The sequence below is a fragment of the Candidatus Neomarinimicrobiota bacterium genome, assembly GCA_012964825.1.
Classification (GTDB): Bacteria; Fidelibacterota; Marinisomatia; order Marinisomatales; family S15-B10; genus UBA2125.
On the sequence record DTTI01000028.1, the window covers coordinates 1 to 17,508 of the forward strand.

General features: G+C 47.2%; 17 protein-coding genes, 1 pseudogene and 1 riboswitch. Of the genes and pseudogenes, 12 read left to right on the top strand and 6 right to left on the bottom strand.

From position 1 onward, the window contains the following. The 7 genes from EYO21_01960 to EYO21_01990 all read left to right on the top strand — a co-directional run. Nucleotides 1-99, top strand: a 99-nt coding sequence (locus tag EYO21_01960) for a homocysteine S-methyltransferase family protein (protein ID HIB02576.1), incomplete at its 5' end; no start/stop codon positions are given. Nucleotides 100-148: 49 nt separating this feature from the next. After that, entirely contained in the window at nt 149-574 is a 426-nt protein-coding gene (locus EYO21_01965) for a MarR family transcriptional regulator (GenBank protein ID HIB02577.1), read from the top strand. Between the two features lie 23 nt (nt 575-597). Further along, nucleotides 598-1,671, top strand: coding sequence for an A/G-specific adenine glycosylase (gene mutY, locus EYO21_01970; protein HIB02578.1), 1,074 nt, complete (start codon nt 598-600; stop codon nt 1,669-1,671). A 60-nt stretch (nt 1,672-1,731) separates the two neighbouring features. Next, nucleotides 1,732-2,595 (top strand): 1-acyl-sn-glycerol-3-phosphate acyltransferase, encoded by an 864-nt coding sequence (locus tag EYO21_01975; GenBank protein ID HIB02579.1) that lies wholly within the window; start codon nt 1,732-1,734, stop codon nt 2,593-2,595. Between the two features lie 68 nt (nt 2,596-2,663). Beyond that, nucleotides 2,664-3,407 carry an HAD family hydrolase gene (locus tag EYO21_01980; protein ID HIB02580.1) on the top strand — a complete coding sequence of 248 codons (744 nt, stop codon included), beginning with the start codon at nt 2,664-2,666 and terminating at the stop codon, nt 3,405-3,407. Continuing rightward, the gene (locus tag EYO21_01985; GenBank protein ID HIB02581.1) at nt 3,389-3,883 is read left to right on the top strand and encodes a hypothetical protein; all 495 of its coding nucleotides are present in this window, start codon (nt 3,389-3,391) and stop codon (nt 3,881-3,883) included. Before EYO21_01980 ends, EYO21_01985 begins: the two co-directional genes overlap by 19 nt. A gap of 20 nt (nt 3,884-3,903) precedes the next feature. Continuing rightward, on the top strand, nt 3,904-4,440 hold the full coding sequence (locus tag EYO21_01990) for a TlpA family protein disulfide reductase (GenBank protein ID HIB02582.1): 537 nt from the start codon (nt 3,904-3,906) through the stop codon (nt 4,438-4,440). Between the two features lie 52 nt (nt 4,441-4,492). Here EYO21_01990 and EYO21_01995 read toward each other — a convergent pair whose 3' ends face one another. The 6 genes from EYO21_01995 to EYO21_02020 form a co-directional block, all read right to left on the bottom strand. Further along, nucleotides 4,493-6,007: a hypothetical protein gene (locus EYO21_01995; GenBank protein ID HIB02583.1), complete on the bottom strand. Its 1,515-nt coding sequence runs from the start codon at nt 6,005-6,007 to the stop codon at nt 4,493-4,495. After that, entirely contained in the window at nt 6,008-7,258 is a 1,251-nt protein-coding gene (locus tag EYO21_02000) for a hypothetical protein (GenBank protein ID HIB02584.1), read from the bottom strand. It abuts the gene before it with no gap. Between the two features lie 79 nt (nt 7,259-7,337). Beyond that, entirely contained in the window at nt 7,338-8,273 is a 936-nt protein-coding gene (mdh, locus tag EYO21_02005; GenBank protein HIB02585.1) for a malate dehydrogenase, read from the bottom strand. Between the two features lie 20 nt (nt 8,274-8,293). After that, on the bottom strand, nt 8,294-8,545 hold the full coding sequence (locus EYO21_02010; GenBank protein ID HIB02586.1) for a 50S ribosomal protein L27: 252 nt from the start codon (nt 8,543-8,545) through the stop codon (nt 8,294-8,296). A 2-nt stretch (nt 8,546-8,547) separates the two neighbouring features. Then, the gene (gene rplU, locus EYO21_02015) at nt 8,548-8,916 is read right to left on the bottom strand and encodes a 50S ribosomal protein L21 (protein HIB02587.1); all 369 of its coding nucleotides are present in this window, start codon (nt 8,914-8,916) and stop codon (nt 8,548-8,550) included. Nucleotides 8,917-8,975: 59 nt separating this feature from the next. Beyond that, on the bottom strand, nt 8,976-10,508 hold the full coding sequence (locus tag EYO21_02020) for an Rne/Rng family ribonuclease (protein ID HIB02588.1): 1,533 nt from the start codon (nt 10,506-10,508) through the stop codon (nt 8,976-8,978). Between the two features lie 367 nt (nt 10,509-10,875). Next, a riboswitch (SAM riboswitch) is annotated at nt 10,876-10,952 on the top strand. A 25-nt stretch (nt 10,953-10,977) separates the two neighbouring features. Here EYO21_02020 and metH point away from each other — a divergent pair. The 5 genes and pseudogenes from metH to EYO21_02045 all read left to right on the top strand — a co-directional run bounded on the left by metH (nt 10,978) and on the right by EYO21_02045 (nt 17,504). Further along, the gene (metH, locus tag EYO21_02025; protein HIB02589.1) at nt 10,978-14,511 is read left to right on the top strand and encodes a methionine synthase; all 3,534 of its coding nucleotides are present in this window, start codon (nt 10,978-10,980) and stop codon (nt 14,509-14,511) included. A 17-nt stretch (nt 14,512-14,528) separates the two neighbouring features. Further along, nucleotides 14,529-14,935, top strand: a pseudogene (locus EYO21_02030) (EVE domain-containing protein). 102 nt (nt 14,936-15,037) lie between these two features. Beyond that, nucleotides 15,038-15,856, top strand: a complete 819-nt coding sequence (locus tag EYO21_02035) for a 3'(2'),5'-bisphosphate nucleotidase CysQ (GenBank protein HIB02590.1) — start codon at nt 15,038-15,040, stop codon at nt 15,854-15,856. Continuing rightward, entirely contained in the window at nt 15,849-16,820 is a 972-nt protein-coding gene (locus EYO21_02040) for an FAD-dependent thymidylate synthase (protein ID HIB02591.1), read from the top strand. Before EYO21_02035 ends, EYO21_02040 begins: the two co-directional genes overlap by 8 nt. A gap of 99 nt (nt 16,821-16,919) precedes the next feature. Further along, nucleotides 16,920-17,504, top strand: a complete 585-nt coding sequence (locus EYO21_02045) for a pyridoxamine 5'-phosphate oxidase family protein (GenBank protein ID HIB02592.1) — start codon at nt 16,920-16,922, stop codon at nt 17,502-17,504. Nucleotides 17,505-17,508: the final 4 nt, after the last annotated feature.

The window sequence follows — 17,508 nt, forward strand, 5'->3', positions numbered from 1 at the left end:
GAAGCCATGAGAGAAGCGATTTCAGCAGGGGCGAGAATTGTCGGTTCCTGTTGCGGCTCAGGTCCGGAACACACAAGGGCACTCAGAACCCTTTTGTGAGTTTGTGATGATTGTTTCGCTAACAGAGAGTTAATTGTAACTTACAACCATGGATTTCGGTGAACTGCTGAATGAACTTGCCCTCTCTCTGAATGCTCTTCACCGCCGCAATGTTTGCGGACAGGGGGAAACTTTGGCACAATGTTTCATTCTTTCATCCGTTCCTGATGATGGTATACATATGAGTAGCCTCGCCAGGAAACTAGGCATAGACAACAGCACCTTGACACGACTGATGGAAAATCTAGAAAAACACAATTTGGCATTTCGGAAAAGAGGTGAGAATGACAGGCGGCTTGTTAATGTCTTCCTGTCGGAACAAGGCCAGGCTGTCATGTCCCGGTTTGAGGAGCGTATTGAAGATCTTGGCAGTCGAATCCTTGAGGACCTGCCACCTGAGAAGCGGGAACCGGTGAAGGAATCTCTGGAATTGCTATTGTGGAGTCTTTCAAAAGAACTTTTACGAACGAGCTGATCTATAATTTGCAGAATACAAGGATGCACAGTCGTTTTTCATCGCTCCTTCTACAGTGGTATGACAAGGCCCAGAGGGATTTGCCGTGGCGGGGAGAGGAGGACCCTTACAAAATCTGGCTCTCAGAAGTGATGTTGCAGCAGACACAGGTTGATACAGTGATACCTTATTACAGAAAGTGGGTGGAACGTTTCCCTTCCGTCGAGTCTGTGGCATTGGCCACTCAGGATGAACTCCTCAAGTTCTGGGAAGGTCTCGGTTACTATTCACGTTGCCGAAATTTCCACAAGGCATGTAAGATTGTTACTGCCGGGCACGGTGGAAAAGTACCAGGTGAATGGGAGACATTTCTCAGCCTCCCTGGGGTGGGGGGTTACACTGCTGCCGCTGTGTTATCTATCGCATTTAATCAACCTTACTTTGTCATTGACGGAAATGTGAAGCGCGTCATGGCTCGTCTACTCGCATTTAGTGATATAGTCGAAAAAGGGACAGCTCTCTTTGAAGGAAAACTGGATAAATGGCTTAATCAGGACCGCCCCGGTGATTTTAATGAAGCCATGATGGAATTGGGAAGTCAGATTTGCCGACGGAATGAGCCCCACTGCTTTGAATGTCCTGTAGAATATTTCTGTAAGGCAAAAGCAGAAGGGAATCCTGTTGTGTATCCCAATATTCCTAAAAAGAAAGAACGGCCACACAAAACAATCGTGGCCGGAATCATCTGGAATGATGGCAAGTTTCTCATTCAAAAGAGACCAGATGCAGGACTTTTGGGTGGTCTGTGGGAGTTTCCCGGAGGTAAAGTAGAAAACGGTGAGGCGTTGGACAATACCCTCGTCCGGGAGATACGAGAGGAAACAGGATTAAGCGTTGAGCCAGGCAAAAAAGTAGGTGCTGTTGATCACGCATACACGCACTTCTCTATCACGTTGCACCTTTATCACTGTAAACTATCCAGGTCTCTGAAAGCCAACGATGCCCTCGATACTCATCGTTGGATCCAGCCAGAGGAGCGGTCTCAATTTGCTTTTCCTGGTGCAAATCACAAATTGTTCCATATACTTGAATCTCAATCATGGACAAATCATGAGTGATCTGCAATATCATCTGATCCGACTTGCAAGAAAATTAGATAAATTTGCAGGGTCATCACTATGAGTTGGTGGATTTGGCTTGTTGCTGCTGTTTTGGTCTTTTTTGCCATTACCGCCGGTAAGATACTCAGGACGACTGAGGTTCATGGTCAAGAGACATCTGGGGAAACCACTTCACCCTTCGATTTCCGCCACTCAATTTTTTCTTTCATTTTTTATCCCATAGGTTTTTTCACATTTGTTTTTACTGTTCTTACGCTGACACCACTGATCTTTGTTTTTCATCCTAAACGTGTACATTGGGCTATCCGTTTTTACGGGAGATTGATGCTCTTGAGTTTTGGCGTCATTGTTCGGCTGGAGGGGAAGGAAAAACTCAAACGGGAAAAGGCATATCTTCTTCTCATCAATCATGAGTCGCTATTTGATGTGTTTCTCATGGCGTGTCTCACATTTCGTCAGGTAACAGCCTTGGGTGCTGCTTATCAGTTCAAATTGCCACTTTGGGGACTTATGCTGAAACGTTACGGCATCATCCCTTTAATGAGAAGGAACATCAGTGAAGCGATGGAAGCTGTAGAAATGGCACGGGAGAAGCTTGAATCAGGCATTTGCGTTTTCATAGCACCGGAAGGAACGCGTACTGAAACAGGAGAGTTGAAACCTTTTAAAAAAGGGCCGTTTCACCTGGCATTTGGTGCAAGGGCCGATATTTTGTTCGCCGTTTTTAAAGGGGCGTTCGAGATCAAACGAAAAACTGACTGGCGCATCCGACCGGGAATTATAACTATTGATGTTGGTGATTTTATCTTATACGAAGATTATAAGGATGACACCATTGAAGAACTTCAGTCCTTGGCTCGCAGTGAAATGCTAAGATTGTTGGGTAAAGAAAATAGGTCAGAAGAAGGGGCACCCACATGATCGACTTCTTTGGGCTTTCCATCTCTCAGTGAAGTGGGCAGGGCAACTTTTTGTGACAGTCTTTCTCGCTGCACTCTTTTTTAAATTCGGAATGTATTATTGATCTAATTGTGCAAAACAGAACCAAACAGCTTATTCTTTTCGACATCGATGGTACCCTCATCCATCCCGGAACAGTGGCGCGAAAACTTTTGGACAACATGGTGGAGGAGGTGGCGAATTCATCCCCGAAGCTCAAGGTGGAAGATGTTGCCGGTTATACTGACCCCATTATCTTGGAAACAGCTCTGAAACAGCTCGACTATACAGATGGTTCCTTATCAGACATAATAGAGACAATACTCTCCAATTACCCCGCTCGTTTGAAGGAAGTTTTTGACGATCATGAAGATGCTTATGTGTATGACGATGCTGTGAAACTCTCTAAGGCGTGTAAAGATGAAGGGTGGCAAGTGGGACTTCTTACCGGCAATGTCCGTAAAGCGGCGGAGATCAAGTTGAAACGCTTCAAACTTTGGGACATTTTCGAGTTTGGGCTGTTCGGCAGCGATGCACGAGGCAGGGAAGATTTGGTCTGGATGGCCGAAGAGGCGGCGTGGGAGGCACTGGGAGAATCTTATACTCATGACAGAATGGTTCTTGTTGGAGATACAGCCCAGGATGCAACGGCGGCGCGGGCCAATGGTGTCCGTTCTCTCATTGTCTGCAGGCGGTTGGAGAGTCGGACCGCCATCGAGGCAGCGAATCCCACCTGGTTGGTTGATTCACTGGAAGAAACAGAAAGGATAATATCATGGCTGAAGGCGGAATAGTCTACAATCTCTATCTCATTACACACTTTGTTTTGGCATCGGTTTGGCTCGGTGTGGCATTTTATCTAGATTTCATATTTCTAAGCGGCTTCCATAAAGCGACAGTTGAAGGAAAGAAAACAATGATTATACAAATGCGTACTTTGTCCGATAAAACTGAGATGGTGGCTTCATTCTTTTTGCCGCTTGTAGGCGTACTCATGCTTATCGATCGGACGTTTTGGCTGAAGGTGGGCGTTATGCATGGGAAAATAACTATCGCTCTTATCGCCATAGGCCTCTATCATGCCTCCCGAGGTGTACTGAGAAAATTGGAAACAGCTCTAAATGATGGAAGCCCAACGGAAAGATTGCAGAAACGTTATGTCCTGTTTAGGATGATTGTTCTTGTTTTCCTTGTTTCCATCGTAGCCATGATGATTTCCTACAAAGGAGTCGTATCGACTTTCTTCCTTATCAGTTCCTGGCTCGGTTGAACCAGTAATCATAAGTCACGTTGAAGGAACACCATCCCCACGAATACTCCGAAATTGAGTCCTTCTCAGATGTCCCACTGGCCCAAGAACTGAACTTTTCCGTTCTAACCCATTCGGGTGGCCAGAAATTGCTTTTGGGGAAATATGAAACAGAAGGTTTCCCCAAGGTGTTACTTATTTCATTCATGGCTGAATGGTGCCCCAATTGCCATTATGAAACACCGGTGCTGAACAGCATTTACAATGCATGGCACAGCAGCGGTTTTGATATGATCATTGTGGCGGAATATTCAGATCCGGATGTGTGGGAGCATAGGTTCATGCAGAAACATGGTATTCACATACCCTATGTTCTTGGCGAGTTAAATGAGAAAAATGAATCCCTGAGAGACAACATTGCACACACCCGTATCCGAAAATTAATGAATGATCGGCGAGTGTGGGGCGTACCGCTTCATATTTTGATAGTTGCTGGAAGTCTGAAAGAGGCCTGTTTTGTTACTGGCGAGTTTAAACCCGGCGCACTGGAACAGTTTTTGAAAGATCACGTTAGCTAAAAGTTACATCATAAACGAATCAACCTTTGAGAGAGGCATTCCCCTTATCATTCTAGAAATTTAGATTGAAGCGGAAAGTGGTTTCCCAGGTATTCCTGCCACCGAGAGCCCATGCAATATTTATACGCCAGTCCAGGTCCTCATTGCCAATCCCAATGCCCACAGCTGAAATTGCACTGTCCGTGATCGAGCTGAAATCTGAAAATGAGTAATCGCTCTTGTCCCATGCATGACCGGCATCGAAAAAGAGAGAAAAGTAGTGATCACCGCTCATAAAATCAGGGAGGAGTATCAGTTCGGTATTCATTTGCATCATTCTGTTCCCGGTCTGCACTTTGTATGGGTGGGCGCTGACCGAGCCCAGTCCTCCCACACCAAAAGCCCTAAATTGTGGCAGTTCACCCTTGGAATTCCCCACCATGGTCCGGCTGTGGAAAACAATATTAGGGGACAGCTCCCAGTTGAAAGAAGCTGTGGCTGAAAGTCTGTCGAATTTCTCCAAGCTGTCCGCAGCCAGAGTTGTCTCACCCTCTAAAATGATGCTCAAGCCCGTGGCGAGAAAACTTTTGTGAACAGCACCCAGGCTTACTGTGCCTGCTACGGAGGAAACGTTTCCTCCCAGAAGTTGAAGGGGCGACCGGAACTCTCTTTCTCCATGGAACCATTGGGCAAGGCGATTAGTAGGTTTAAAAGAAGAGGTATATACTGATCGATAGGCGACTTTACTCTCAAGGTTGTCAACGTGGAAAGCAGCGCCTGCTTCATACCCTTTTTCATTCCACCTGTCGTAAAAATCCTGTCTCGCAAACAAAACGGCAAGGGAGTTTTCTGATACTGGTAATCTGAAGGCGTCATCGGTGCGGCTCTCACGAAAAGCTGAAAAGAACAGGGAGGGACCATTGTTGATACCGAATGATTTTTCTATGGTTGTTCGTCCTGCCCACTGTTTTTGTCCAAACCGGTAACCAAGACTGAAATATATTTTGAATGAGGATGTTCCATCTCGGTCAAATCGCCAGTCAAAAGGGGTCCAGACGAACCCTTCATCTTTATTATAGATAAATCCACTGACATCCGGATGGATGGAAAGCAATTTATGTTTTTCTTCATAGTCGGGGGAATCATCATCAAATTCAAAGGTATCCGATCTCTTCTTAGATTGGGGCCCCTCATTACGGGAAAGATTAATTCCTTCTCGGATATTGGCTTGGACAATCTCACCGTTTATGATGGAACCTTCTTTCCTAAAAATTGACCCCCCAATGGCCACCACCCGGCCATTGACGACGGCGGTGGATTCAAGGCAGGCGTCCCCACCCACCACAATAATCTGTCCGTCCACGGTTCCAGCCACGAAGAGATCACCGCCTAAAACACGAACATTTTCTTTCGATATCTGGCCTGCTCTTACATAATAGTCGCCGAAAAACTTGATCTCGATCCCTGTCTCCTCGAACTCTTGAAGTGGGTCAAGGGATTCCATGGCCACTGTGGTATCTACTTCCTGAGCGGTCGACAATTGGAACATTGCCACTATAGAGAAAACCGTTGTTAATGTGTTCCTCATCTAATCTTCCCGCCTGATTCTGATTGTTCCCATGGACGTCTCAACATGGACGTTGAACTTTCCGCCGTTGATGCTCTCTTCACCCTGGGTGACAGCGTGAGAAGCTGAAATTTCCATGGGAAAGTCTGAAAGAATCACTTCTCCAGGTTTTCTACCTGGGTAAAGAATCCGAAGTCGGAAGCTGGCAGGAAAATCTTCCGGCAAGGTCACTTCAATATCCCCACCTGATGTTTTCACATCAATCTCGTGGTCTTCATACTGCCTGTCCCAGATTTTTGACAGTGAAATGTCACCGCCGGATGTTCTCCCGTGAAAGGCGCCGTGTACCACCTCAGCGTTTATCTCACCGCCCGATGTCCAAACCTTTGTTTCTCCTCTCACGTCCACAATCTTAATATTCCCGCCGGAGATGGAAGCTTCAAGATCACCGGTAATATCCTTAAGATCAAGGTCACCACCGCTGGTATGCAGGTCAATGGTTGTTTCAGCGATGAGCTCACGAGCTGTAATCTTACCTGCGCTGGTTCGGGCGTAGATATCCCTGCCTACCAGATTATAAAGGTCGATATCTCCGCCTGAAGTCTCCAGTGAGATACTACCCTGAATATTTTTCGTCTCTATGTCGCCCCCGGATGTTGTTGCACTTAATTCACCTTTCAAATCACTGAATTGGAGGCTCCCACCAGAAGTCCTTGCGGAGATTCCCCCACTGAGGTTATGGCCTTCAATATCTCCACCCAAAGTATTTACCGACATTTTTCCCGTTAGATCTCTTAGGTTAATATCCCCGCCGGAAGTTGAGATATCCATTTCGCCCTGGAGTGAGGCAAGTTCAATATTTCCGCCGCGGCAGTCCAGAGCTACGGAAAAAATCTGTGGGACAGTAATGACCAAGTTGTCATTAATCCGGCGCCGCCACTCTGTTTTCCCTTCTACAATTATGACTGTTTTCCCTGTTTCATCTTCTGTCTGATTTACAGTTACCTTGGCCTCCTGGTACAAGTTTCGGGCGCGCTTTTCAGAATTCGCTTTAATGTTTGTTTCATTCACGATTGTCACCGCATTGTCGGATTTGCCTGTGACTGTGATATCTCCGCGGAAATTCTTTACAATCAACTCACCTCCTGAGGAAACCTTAAATGTGTAACTAGATTTTGCCTCATACCTGTTATAAGACAGCTGTTGGAGATCCTGTGCGATTAACAGCGAAGGAATCATTAATACAAAAATATATCTATGTAATGAGACCATTTTATTATTACATGATCTTATTCCCAGAGGGTCTGTAAAAGTTAGGCTGAGGAGAGAAAAGTGGAAAGAGGAGAGGTGATTAAAGTCCAGTCTCGGAAACGGTGACTTTTATCTTCTCAAGCGTGCTTTGAAGCAACTCTTTTTCTTGGTCAGTAAGATCCACTTCCAGAATTTTTTCAACACCACCAGCACCTATAACCGCCGGTACACCGATAAAATAGCCGTCGATCCCATATTCACCTTCACAGTAAGCGGTGGAAGGGATGACCCGTTTCTTATCTCTGAGGCACGCTTCAATCATTTCTGTGATGGCAGCAGCAGGGCTGAAGAAAGCACTCCCTTTTCCGTAGAGTTTCACCAGTTCTGTTCCTGCTTCCTGGACCCGCTTTACGATGGCATCGATCTCCTTTTGAGCAAGGACGTCGGTCAGGGGTACGCCCCCCACAGTTGCAGTCCTTGTTATGGGAACCATGGTGGGTCCGTGACCGCCCATAACAATACATGAAACATCCTGAACCGAAAGACCCGTCTCCATGGCGATAAAGGTCCGGAAACGGGCATTGTCCAGAGCGCCAGCCATGCCTACTACGCGATTTTTTGGGAGACCGCTCACCTTGTAAAAGGCGTAAACTATGGCGTCCAGCGGGTTGGAAACAACAATGACAAAAGCGTCAGAAGCATATTTCTTAACATTTTCCGCTACGTTGGAAATAATATTGAGGTTGGTCTCCAAAAGATCTTCCCGGGTCATGCCCGGTTTCCGGGGCACTCCGGCGGTAATGGCAACCACATCAGCTCCTTCAATTCCGCTGAAATCACTAGTCCCGAACAGATCGGAATCGTAACCGTCATGGGGGCGTGCTTCCATGATGTCCAGTGCCTTACCTTTTACCATTCCTTCAACTTCAGGTATGTCTACGATTACAACATCGCCAAGCTCTTTCTGGGCGCAGGCCAAGGCTAGGACGCCGCCAATCTGACCACCACCTATGAGGGCAATCTTTTTTCTGGACATTGGTTCTGTCGGTAAGAGTTTTAGTTCAGGACACTTACAACCTTGCGGTTGTGTCGTTTTCGGTCAAATTTGACAGTGCCATTAGCTTTTGCGAACAGGCTGTCATCGCCGCCGATACCGACATTGACACCAGGGTGAATTTTGGTGCCTCGTTGTCGGACAATGATTGAACCGGCTGTCACAAACTGTCCATCAGAAGCCTTTACACCAAGCCTTTTGGATGCACTATCACGGCCATTCTTGGTACTTCCCATCCCTTTCTTGTGGGCCATAACTAATCTCCTTTTGCCTCGTTTTTGGCTTTCTTTTTAGTTGTTTTTTTCTTGGAAGAGTTTGTTTTGATATTATCTACCCGTATGAGTGTGAATTCCTGCCGGTGCGTATTCTTGACTTTGTATCCCTTCCGGCGTTTTTTCTTGAATACAGGTACCTTTTTACCCCGACCGTGCTCCAGAATAGTCGCTTCTACCTTGGAGCCGGTAACGATGGGTTGTCCCACCGCTACGCCCTTGCCATTATCAACCAGTAATACACGTTCAAAAAAGACTTTTTTACCGGGCTTTTCTTTCTGATGCGGCACCTTTAATTCCTGGCCTTCTTCAGCCCGGAACTGTTTACCTGATATATCTACGATCACATACATTGCTTCCAGTCAAATTTCCTAGCTAAGAAAGTTATCTCCCTCTTTCCAGATGTGTCAAGCTATTCTTCCAGTTTCAACTCTGCCCCATTTTTTCTTGAGAAGAAGCGGAATTCACTGGGGCCTAGTGTCTCATCTGTATCCACATTGATATAAACAAAATTCTTCCACATGAATTTGCGCATGACATTTTTTTTCGACTCTTCTAGATACTCCGCCATAGCGGGATGAAGTTTGAGCGTAAGGCGGAGGTCTTTTCTCTTCTGTTTGAAATTTCTAATCCAGCTGTCAATCTCACTGATGACTGCATCCTTGGATAAAACCCGACCGCTTCCGTTACAGGTGGGGCAGTTTTCACTGAGTGAATCTCTTAGAGATAGGCGTATGCGTTGTCTTGTCATCTCAAGCAGGCCAAACTCGGTTATGGGGGAAACCGCCATCTTTGCCCGATCTTTTCTCAATTCTCGCCTCAACTCATTGTAGACCTTCTTCTTGTTGGCTAATTCCTGCATATCAATGAAATCGATAACGATGAGCCCACCGATATCCCGGAGTCTCAGCTGCTGGGCCACTGCCTTGGCTGCCTCAAGATTGATCTTGAGAGAATTTACCTCGTGGTTGCTTTTACCGACAAACCGCCCACTGTTAACATCGATGACCACCATTGCTTCGGTGTGTTCGATAATGATGTAGGCACCACTTTTCAGCCAAACATGACTTCTGATGGACTTTGCCGCCTGATCATCAATCTTAAAATGCGTGAACATGGGTGTCTTGCCGCGGTACAATTCCAGCCGTGTGGTCATATCTGGTGCCACGTTCTGCAAATAATTGTGTGTTTGACGATGAAGTTTTCTGGAGTCTAGTGTGAACTTGCTTACATCCTCGCCAAGTATGTCCCGAATAACTGTTGAAACTGTTTCAATATCTTCATAAATATTGGCCGGAGCTTCCGAGCTGTCAGCCTTCTTGGCCAAAGATCGCCATTGCTTGAGAAGGATGTTAAAATCTTTCCTGACAACCGTATCACTCTTTCCTTCAGCTTCTGTCCGCACGATTATACCGACATCATCGGGCAAGAATTCACCAATAAATTTTCTCAGCCGCCTTTTCTCGTATTTATCCCATATCTTTTTCGAGATGCCGATGAAACTGGCATTGGGAACGAGGACAACAAGATGTCCCGGGATAGCAAGATTTGTGGTGACACGAGGTCCCTTGCCAGAAAAAGGTTCCTTGATGACTTGAACAAGAATCACTTGGTCCTTCTGGAGCTCAACTGCGATGTCTTTTTGAGGTGATTGTTTGCCATTCCTATTACTGTTGTCGTCCTCTTCTTCAGATGTGGAAGCCTCTTTGAGGTATTCGGGGTTTTTAATCTCTGAGAAGGGCAGAAATGCATTAATGTCATATCCGATATCAACAAAAGCAGCCTGCATTCCCGGAAGAACATTTTCAACCTTCCCTTTGTAAATATTACCGACCATCCCCATTTCATCTGGCTTTTCAATGTAGAATTCAACCAAGTTTCCGTCCTCTTGGACGGCAATACGCCTTTCACTTGCCGTTTCACTGACAAATATTTCTTTTCGCATCAGGTACTCACTTTATGCTTATATGCCGACTGGACCCGGGTATGCCCCGGCCTGTACCAATCAGCCGTTTACTGAATACGTACTGAGAATGCATGTGCCGAATCCGCAAGCGGCTGTCTCATTGTACGTCACCTTTTCTTTGTTGTCCGCACCGACGAACCTTGAGGGAGGGGTTAAGGGAAGGAAAAAAAGAACTCTTTTTTCAGGAAATCGACGCCTTATGGCAATATCGAAAACACTTATGTCAAAAAATCGCCGGGGACCTTCCTAAGTCTCCCTCAGATTGCGAAAATAAGCCTAAAATGAGCCTATCCAAAGTATTTTATGAACTTTTTATAGTTGTTTCGTTCGATTGTGAAGAGGCGTAAACTTCCACAGTCGTGATTTGCGTCCTATTGCCGCGACATTAAAGAATGGTGCTAAAAAGGCCGAGAGCCCCTAAAAGTACTGGGGCTTTTTTGTTATGAAGATGCTACAGGAAATAACGAAAGAACGGATACTTCTCATCGATGGAGCTATGGGGACCATGCTCCAGGCCTATAAGCTGGAGGAGGCCGATTTCCGTGGTGACCGATTCAAAGATCATCCCTCTGACCTGAAGGGGAATAACGACCTGTTGAGTCTGACGCGCCCTGATGTAGTGGAAGCTATACACACCGCCTACCTAGAGGTCGGGGCCGACCTTATTGAGACCAACACCTTCAACGCCAATGCTATCAGTCAGTCCGATTACGCAACCGAGGATCTGGTTTATGAAATAAACCTGGAATCAGCAAAGATTGCCCGAAAAGCGGCGGACAGTTTTACCGAGAGCCCTAGGTTTGTCTGCGGAGCTCTGGGTCCCACGAACAGAACTGCATCCCTTTCTCCCGATGTGAATGATCCGGGCTTCAGGAATGTTTCATTTGATGAATTGGTGGTTGCCTACAGCGAGCAGGCGAGAGGACTGCTGGACGGTGGTGCGGACATTCTGCTTGTGGAGACTGTCTTCGATACACTTAACTGTAAAGCAGCTCTGTTTGCCGTTCAAAGTTTGCTTGAAGAGAGGGGAGAAGAAGTCCCAATCATAGTCTCTGGCACCATCACCGATGCCAGCGGCCGGACGCTGTCTGGACAGACAGTGGAGGCGTTTTGGCACTCCATACGTCATGTTGATCTATTTTGTGTAGGGCTCAACTGCGCATTGGGCGCCGAACAGATCCGGCCCTTCCTCGATGCTCTCTCCATGGTAGCTAACACCTTGGTCTCTGTCTATCCCAACGCCGGCCTGCCCAACGAGTTCGGGGAGTATGACGAAACACCGGAATCCATGTCGGCAGTCATCGGTGAGTTTGCCCAAAGCGGCCTGGTGAACATTATAGGCGGCTGCTGCGGCACCACGCCTGAACATATTTCGGCTCTGGCTGAAGCTGTGAAGGGTATACCCCCAAGACAAATTCCGGAAGTTGAAACAGTAACCCGCCTTAGCGGCCTGGAGCCGGTGTCCCTTCGTTCGGATGCCAATTTTGTCAACGTGGGCGAGCGTACGAACGTGACAGGTTCTGCCCGGTTCAAGCACCTCATCTTGGAAGATAATTATGAAGAGGCACTCTCAGTGGCCCGGCACCAGATAGAGGGGGGAGCCCAACTCATTGATGTGAATATGGACGAAGGGCTTCTGGACTCTGAAGCGGCCATGGAAAAATTCCTCCGCCTCATTGCCTCGGAGCCGGATATTTCGAAGGTTCCTATCATGGTGGATTCCTCAAAATGGACTGTTATCGAGACGGGATTAAAAAATATGCAGGGAAAGGGTGTTGTCAATTCCATATCTTTGAAAGAGGGAGAAGGACCGTTCTTGGAACAGGCCCGCCTCATTCGGAAATACGGTGCCGCAGTTGTTGTCATGGCTTTTGACGAAGAGGGTCAGGCTGACAACACTGAGCGAAAGGTAAAAATTTGTACCCGGGCCTACCACATTCTGACGGAACAAGTAGGCTTCCCGCCGGAAGACATCATCTTTGATCCCAATGTTTTCGCTGTAGCAACAGGCATTCGGGAACACAACGAATATGCCGTTGCCTACATTGAGGCCGCCCGGAACCTAAAAGAAAAATTGCCGAGCATCCATATCAGTGGCGGCGTGAGTAATCTTTCTTTCTCATTTCGTGGTAACAATGCTGTTAGGGAAGCCATGCATTCGGTTTTTCTTTATCACGCCATCCAGGCAGGAATGGATATGGGTATTGTTAACGCCGGCCAGCTGGCTGTCTACGATGATATCGATAAAACAATTAAGGACGCCATTGAGGATGTTCTCTTCAACCGCCGGGAAGACGCCACAGATCGCCTTGTAGAACTGGCAGAATCTTTCAAGGGTGAGGGAAAGAAGAGGGAAGTGGATCTGTCGTGGCGGGAAGGTGATGTGGAAAAACGGTTGAGGCACGCCCTTGTAGAGGGGATCATGGATTATGTGGTAGACGATACGGAAGAAGCACGGCAGAAGTTTGACCGCGCCATCGAAGTGATCGAAATCCCTCTCATGGACGGGATGAATGTGGTAGGTGATCTTTTCGGTTCAGGGAAGATGTTTCTCCCGCAGGTGGTGAAGTCGGCACGGGTAATGAAAAAGGCGGTGGCCTATCTTATCCCTTTTATAGAAAAGGAAAAGGATGAACTGGGACTAACGGACAGATTCAACGGTAAGATCGTGATGGCCACTGTGAAGGGGGATGTGCATGACATTGGGAAAAATATTGTGGGCGTAGTTCTTGGCTGTAACGGCTATGATGTCCTTGATCTGGGTGTTATGGTCTCTTCTGATAAGATACTGAGTACAGCTAGGGATGAAGGTGCCCATATTATCGGTCTTTCCGGGCTCATCACCCCAAGCCTGGATGAGATGGTCCATGTGGCAAAAGAGATGGAACGGCTGGAGTTTGATGTACCGCTTCTCATCGGCGGTGCTACCACTTCTAAGACACATACGGCGGTGAAGATTGAGGAGAACTATTCCGGCCCCACCGTTCATGTGATAGATGCCTCCCGGGCTGTGGGGGTGGTGAGCAAGCTCATGAACGACAGCGAGCGGGATGCCTTTGTTGCTGAGCGACGTCAGGAATACGAAGGTATAAGGGTTCAGCGAGGTGATGGTAAAAAAGTGAAGCAGCTGTCACTACAGGACGCTAGGAAGCGGAAGTTTGCCGCCAACTGGAAAAGTTATCAAGTCCCAAGTCCCAAGCTCAAAGGGATCAAAGTATTTGAGAACTATCCACTGGATGAACTGGCGGATTATATTGACTGGTCCCCGTTCTTCCACGCTTGGGAGCTGAAAGGGAAGTACCCGGCTATTCTGGAGAGTCCCAAATATGGTGAAGAAGCGAAAAAGCTGTTTGAGGATGGTCAAGGCATCCTTAACAGAATTTTAACGGAAAAACTCATTAGTGCTAAGGCTGTCATAGGGCTTTTCCCGGCTAGAGCAGAAAACGAGACCGTTACCCTTGATGGCACCGAGTTCCACTTCCCGCGTCAGCTTGTGGATAAGGGAGCGAATGAAATGAACTACAGCCTGGCAGACTTTATTTGCTCTAATGGTGACTGGCTGGGTCTTTTTGCCGTAACGGCCGGTCACGGAGTGGAGGAATCGGCTAAGAAGTTTGAGTTAGAAAATGATGACTATAACGCCATCATGGTGAAGGTTCTTGCTGATCGGTTGGCGGAAGCACTTGCTGAACGGATGCACGAGAGAGTGCGAAAAGAGTTCTGGGGGTACACAAAGGATGAAGAACTGGATAACGAGGAATTGATGAATGAGAAATACCGGGGGATTCGCCCGGCGCCTGGGTATTCTGCCTGTCCTGCTCACGATGAGAAGGATAAGATATGGGAATTGCTTGATGCGGAAAAGAATGCGGGGATAAGACTGACAGAGACTCGCGCCATGTATCCTGCCGCCTCCGTGTGCGGATGGTATTTTTCCCATCCCGAGTCAAGGTATTTTTCCGTAATCTTAACTGAGCGCTAATTCGAAAGGAAGTACCGATGAACTACTGGCTGCTGAAATGCGAACCTGATCACGACTACAGCTATCAGGAGCTGGAAAAAGATGGAAAAACCTACTGGGATGGTGTTACCAATAACTGGGCTCTGAAGTTCATTCGGGAGGTGAGTAAAGGGGACAAGGCATTTATCTACCACACAGGGAACCAACGGTGTGTTGCCGGTGTGGCAAATGTGATCTCTGACCTTATCCCGATCCTGAAGCGGGGGATGAAAAACTGGTGGTCTTTGATATAACGCCTGGCAACGCGCTCGAGAATCCCGTAACACTAGCTCAGGTAAAACAGGGCGGTCGCTTTGATGAATTCCACCTGGTAAAGTTCAGCCGTCTTTCTGTCATGCCCGTTTCTGAAGAGTATTGGAACATGATCTTGGAGATGTCCCGTTGAGATGAGTTCCGCAGAGGGCCTGTCGAAAAGAATATAGTTACAATACCTTTTTGGCCTCAGAATTGACTCACCTTTGATAGACCTGTTTTCTAAGTTTGGGTGATGAAACATGAACTTGAAGTTGCCCGAAGCGCGGCACTGGAATCGGGAAAAATACTTCTCGATTATTACGATAACGATTATAAAATAGACGACAAGGGGGCATCCCTGATGTATTCCGGGTTGAACCCTGTCACCGATGCGGATCGAGCGTCAGATGAATATCTTAAATCAACACTGACGTCTGAGTTTCCTCACTACGGATGGCTCTCGGAGGAGACAAAAGATTCACCTGATCGGCTTTCCAAAGAGCGGGTCTGGATCGTCGATCCACTTGACGGGACCAAAGAGTATATTGAAAAAGTGCCCATGTGGGTCGTCAGTATAGCGCTGGTAGAGAACAAGGAGCCAGTCTTGGGGATCCTCTATAATCCTGTGAAAGAAGAACTGTTCAGTGCGGTAAAAGGTGAAGGGGCAAAGCTGAACGGTGAAAGAGTCTCCTGCTCTACTGAAACCGATCCTTCTCAAATGGTGATCCTCAACAGCAGGACGGAGACTCGGGACGGCCTTTGGCTCCCCTACAAAGATGAATTCAAAGAGTTGAAAGGTATCGGGAGTGTTGCTTATAAACTCGGGCTAACGGGCGCGGCAAAGGCTGATATTTTCGCGACCCTTCGGCCCAAGAATGAATGGGATATTTGCGCCGGCCACTGTATCGTTAATGAGGCGGGTGGTAAAATGATCGATCTCAATGGTGCGGAGGTGACTTATAATAATAAGAATACGCTTATTGCATCAGGAATGGTAGCCGGTTACCCCAAGGCCGTAGATAATACCTTCGCCCTGTTAACCGCTGGGGACTCGGAGAGAGCCTATGGTTGAAAAACCGAATCTTCCTAAAGGGACGATCCTCTGTCTTGACAAAGGCTTTGTCCGCCTGGTGGATTCCATGGGCGGGGATGATGCCATTGTACAGGCGGCTCGGGTGAGTTACGGAAAAGGAACCAGCAAAGTCAGTCAGGACCGGGGGCTCATCCGCTATCTTATGCGCCACCGCCACACCACACCCTTCGAAATGGTAGAGTTCAAGTTTCATGCCAAGATGCCCATCTTCGTGGCGCGGCAGTGGGTACGTCACCGGACAGCCAACATCAATGAATATTCCCTTCGCTACTCTGAAGCCCGAGATGAGTTCTATACTCCCGATCCGGAGCATATCCAGTTCCAAAGCGCCCTTAACAAACAGGGGAGGGCAGGGAAAGTACCCAAAAAACTGACTGATAAGGTCATAAAGTATTTTATGGAGATCTCCGAGCGCAGTTTTGAAATGTACCAGGAGCTGAACGAGGCGGGCCTAGCCAGGGAACTGATCCGAGCCATCCTGCCGGTGAACCTCTACACAGAATGGTACTGGAAGAATGACCTTCACAATCTGCTCCATTTCATCGGTCTCCGCTCTGACCCCCACGCACAGTATGAGATCCGGGTTTACTCAGATGCCATGGCGACCTTTGTAAAGCAGGTAGCACCCTTCGCCTGGGAGGCCTACCAAGATTACGTTGTGGATGGCATGCGTTTTTCACGGATAGAACAGGGCCTTCTTGAGAGCCGTCTGCCTGATCGCGTTATTGATGATGTGTTAGAAGATCTTGCTTACCAGATCACGTCAACGCTTCATAAAAACAAGCCGAGAAAAGACGGTGAACTTTATTCCCTTTATAAAAAACAGGATGGTTCTGATACCGAGTTCGATTTTCAACTGAAGTGGGATTCCGGTGAGATTGAGACCGGAAATGTCAGAGAAATGCGGGAATTCAAGCAAAAGTTAAAGCACCTTAAGAAATAACCACAGAGTTCACAGAGAATGGAATTTATTCCTTTGCCGACCACGGCCTTTTATAAAAAGCAACAAAAAAAGAATGATTAAATCATGAAAAAAGAAAAACTGAACAAATACGATCCATCCATAGCATCCATTAACAAACAGCGCCGGCCAAAGAATGTCATGGACGACAACTGGATTATCCAATTTCTTAATGAGGTTCAGATCGGTCATATTGCAACCCGGTGGGACACTCAACCTTTCATAAACCCGTCGACATTCTGGTACAATCGTGACAAGAATGAGATATACTTTCATTCCAATGCAGTGGGCCGGGTTAGGACAAACAGTGAAATGCATCCCGAAGCCTGTTTCGAAGCGTTTCGGTCCGGCAGACTACTTCCTTCCAACATACCTCTGGAGAAAAGTATGCAGTACGAGAGCGTGGTCACTTTTGGAAAGATTCGCGTGGTTGAAGATTTTGGTGAAAAACGGGAATATCTTCAGGGACTTTTGGACAAGTATTTTGGAGAAATGGAGTCAGGTAAAGATTACAGGCCCATCACTGATGATGAGCTGAAGCAGACTTCGGTCTACGTTATCGGTATTGACAGCTGGAGCGGAAAGCGAAACTGGAAAGACCGGGCCGATCAGGGTGAAAATGATGAATGGCCTCCCCTGGATGAAAAGTGGTTCGACCATTACTGATATT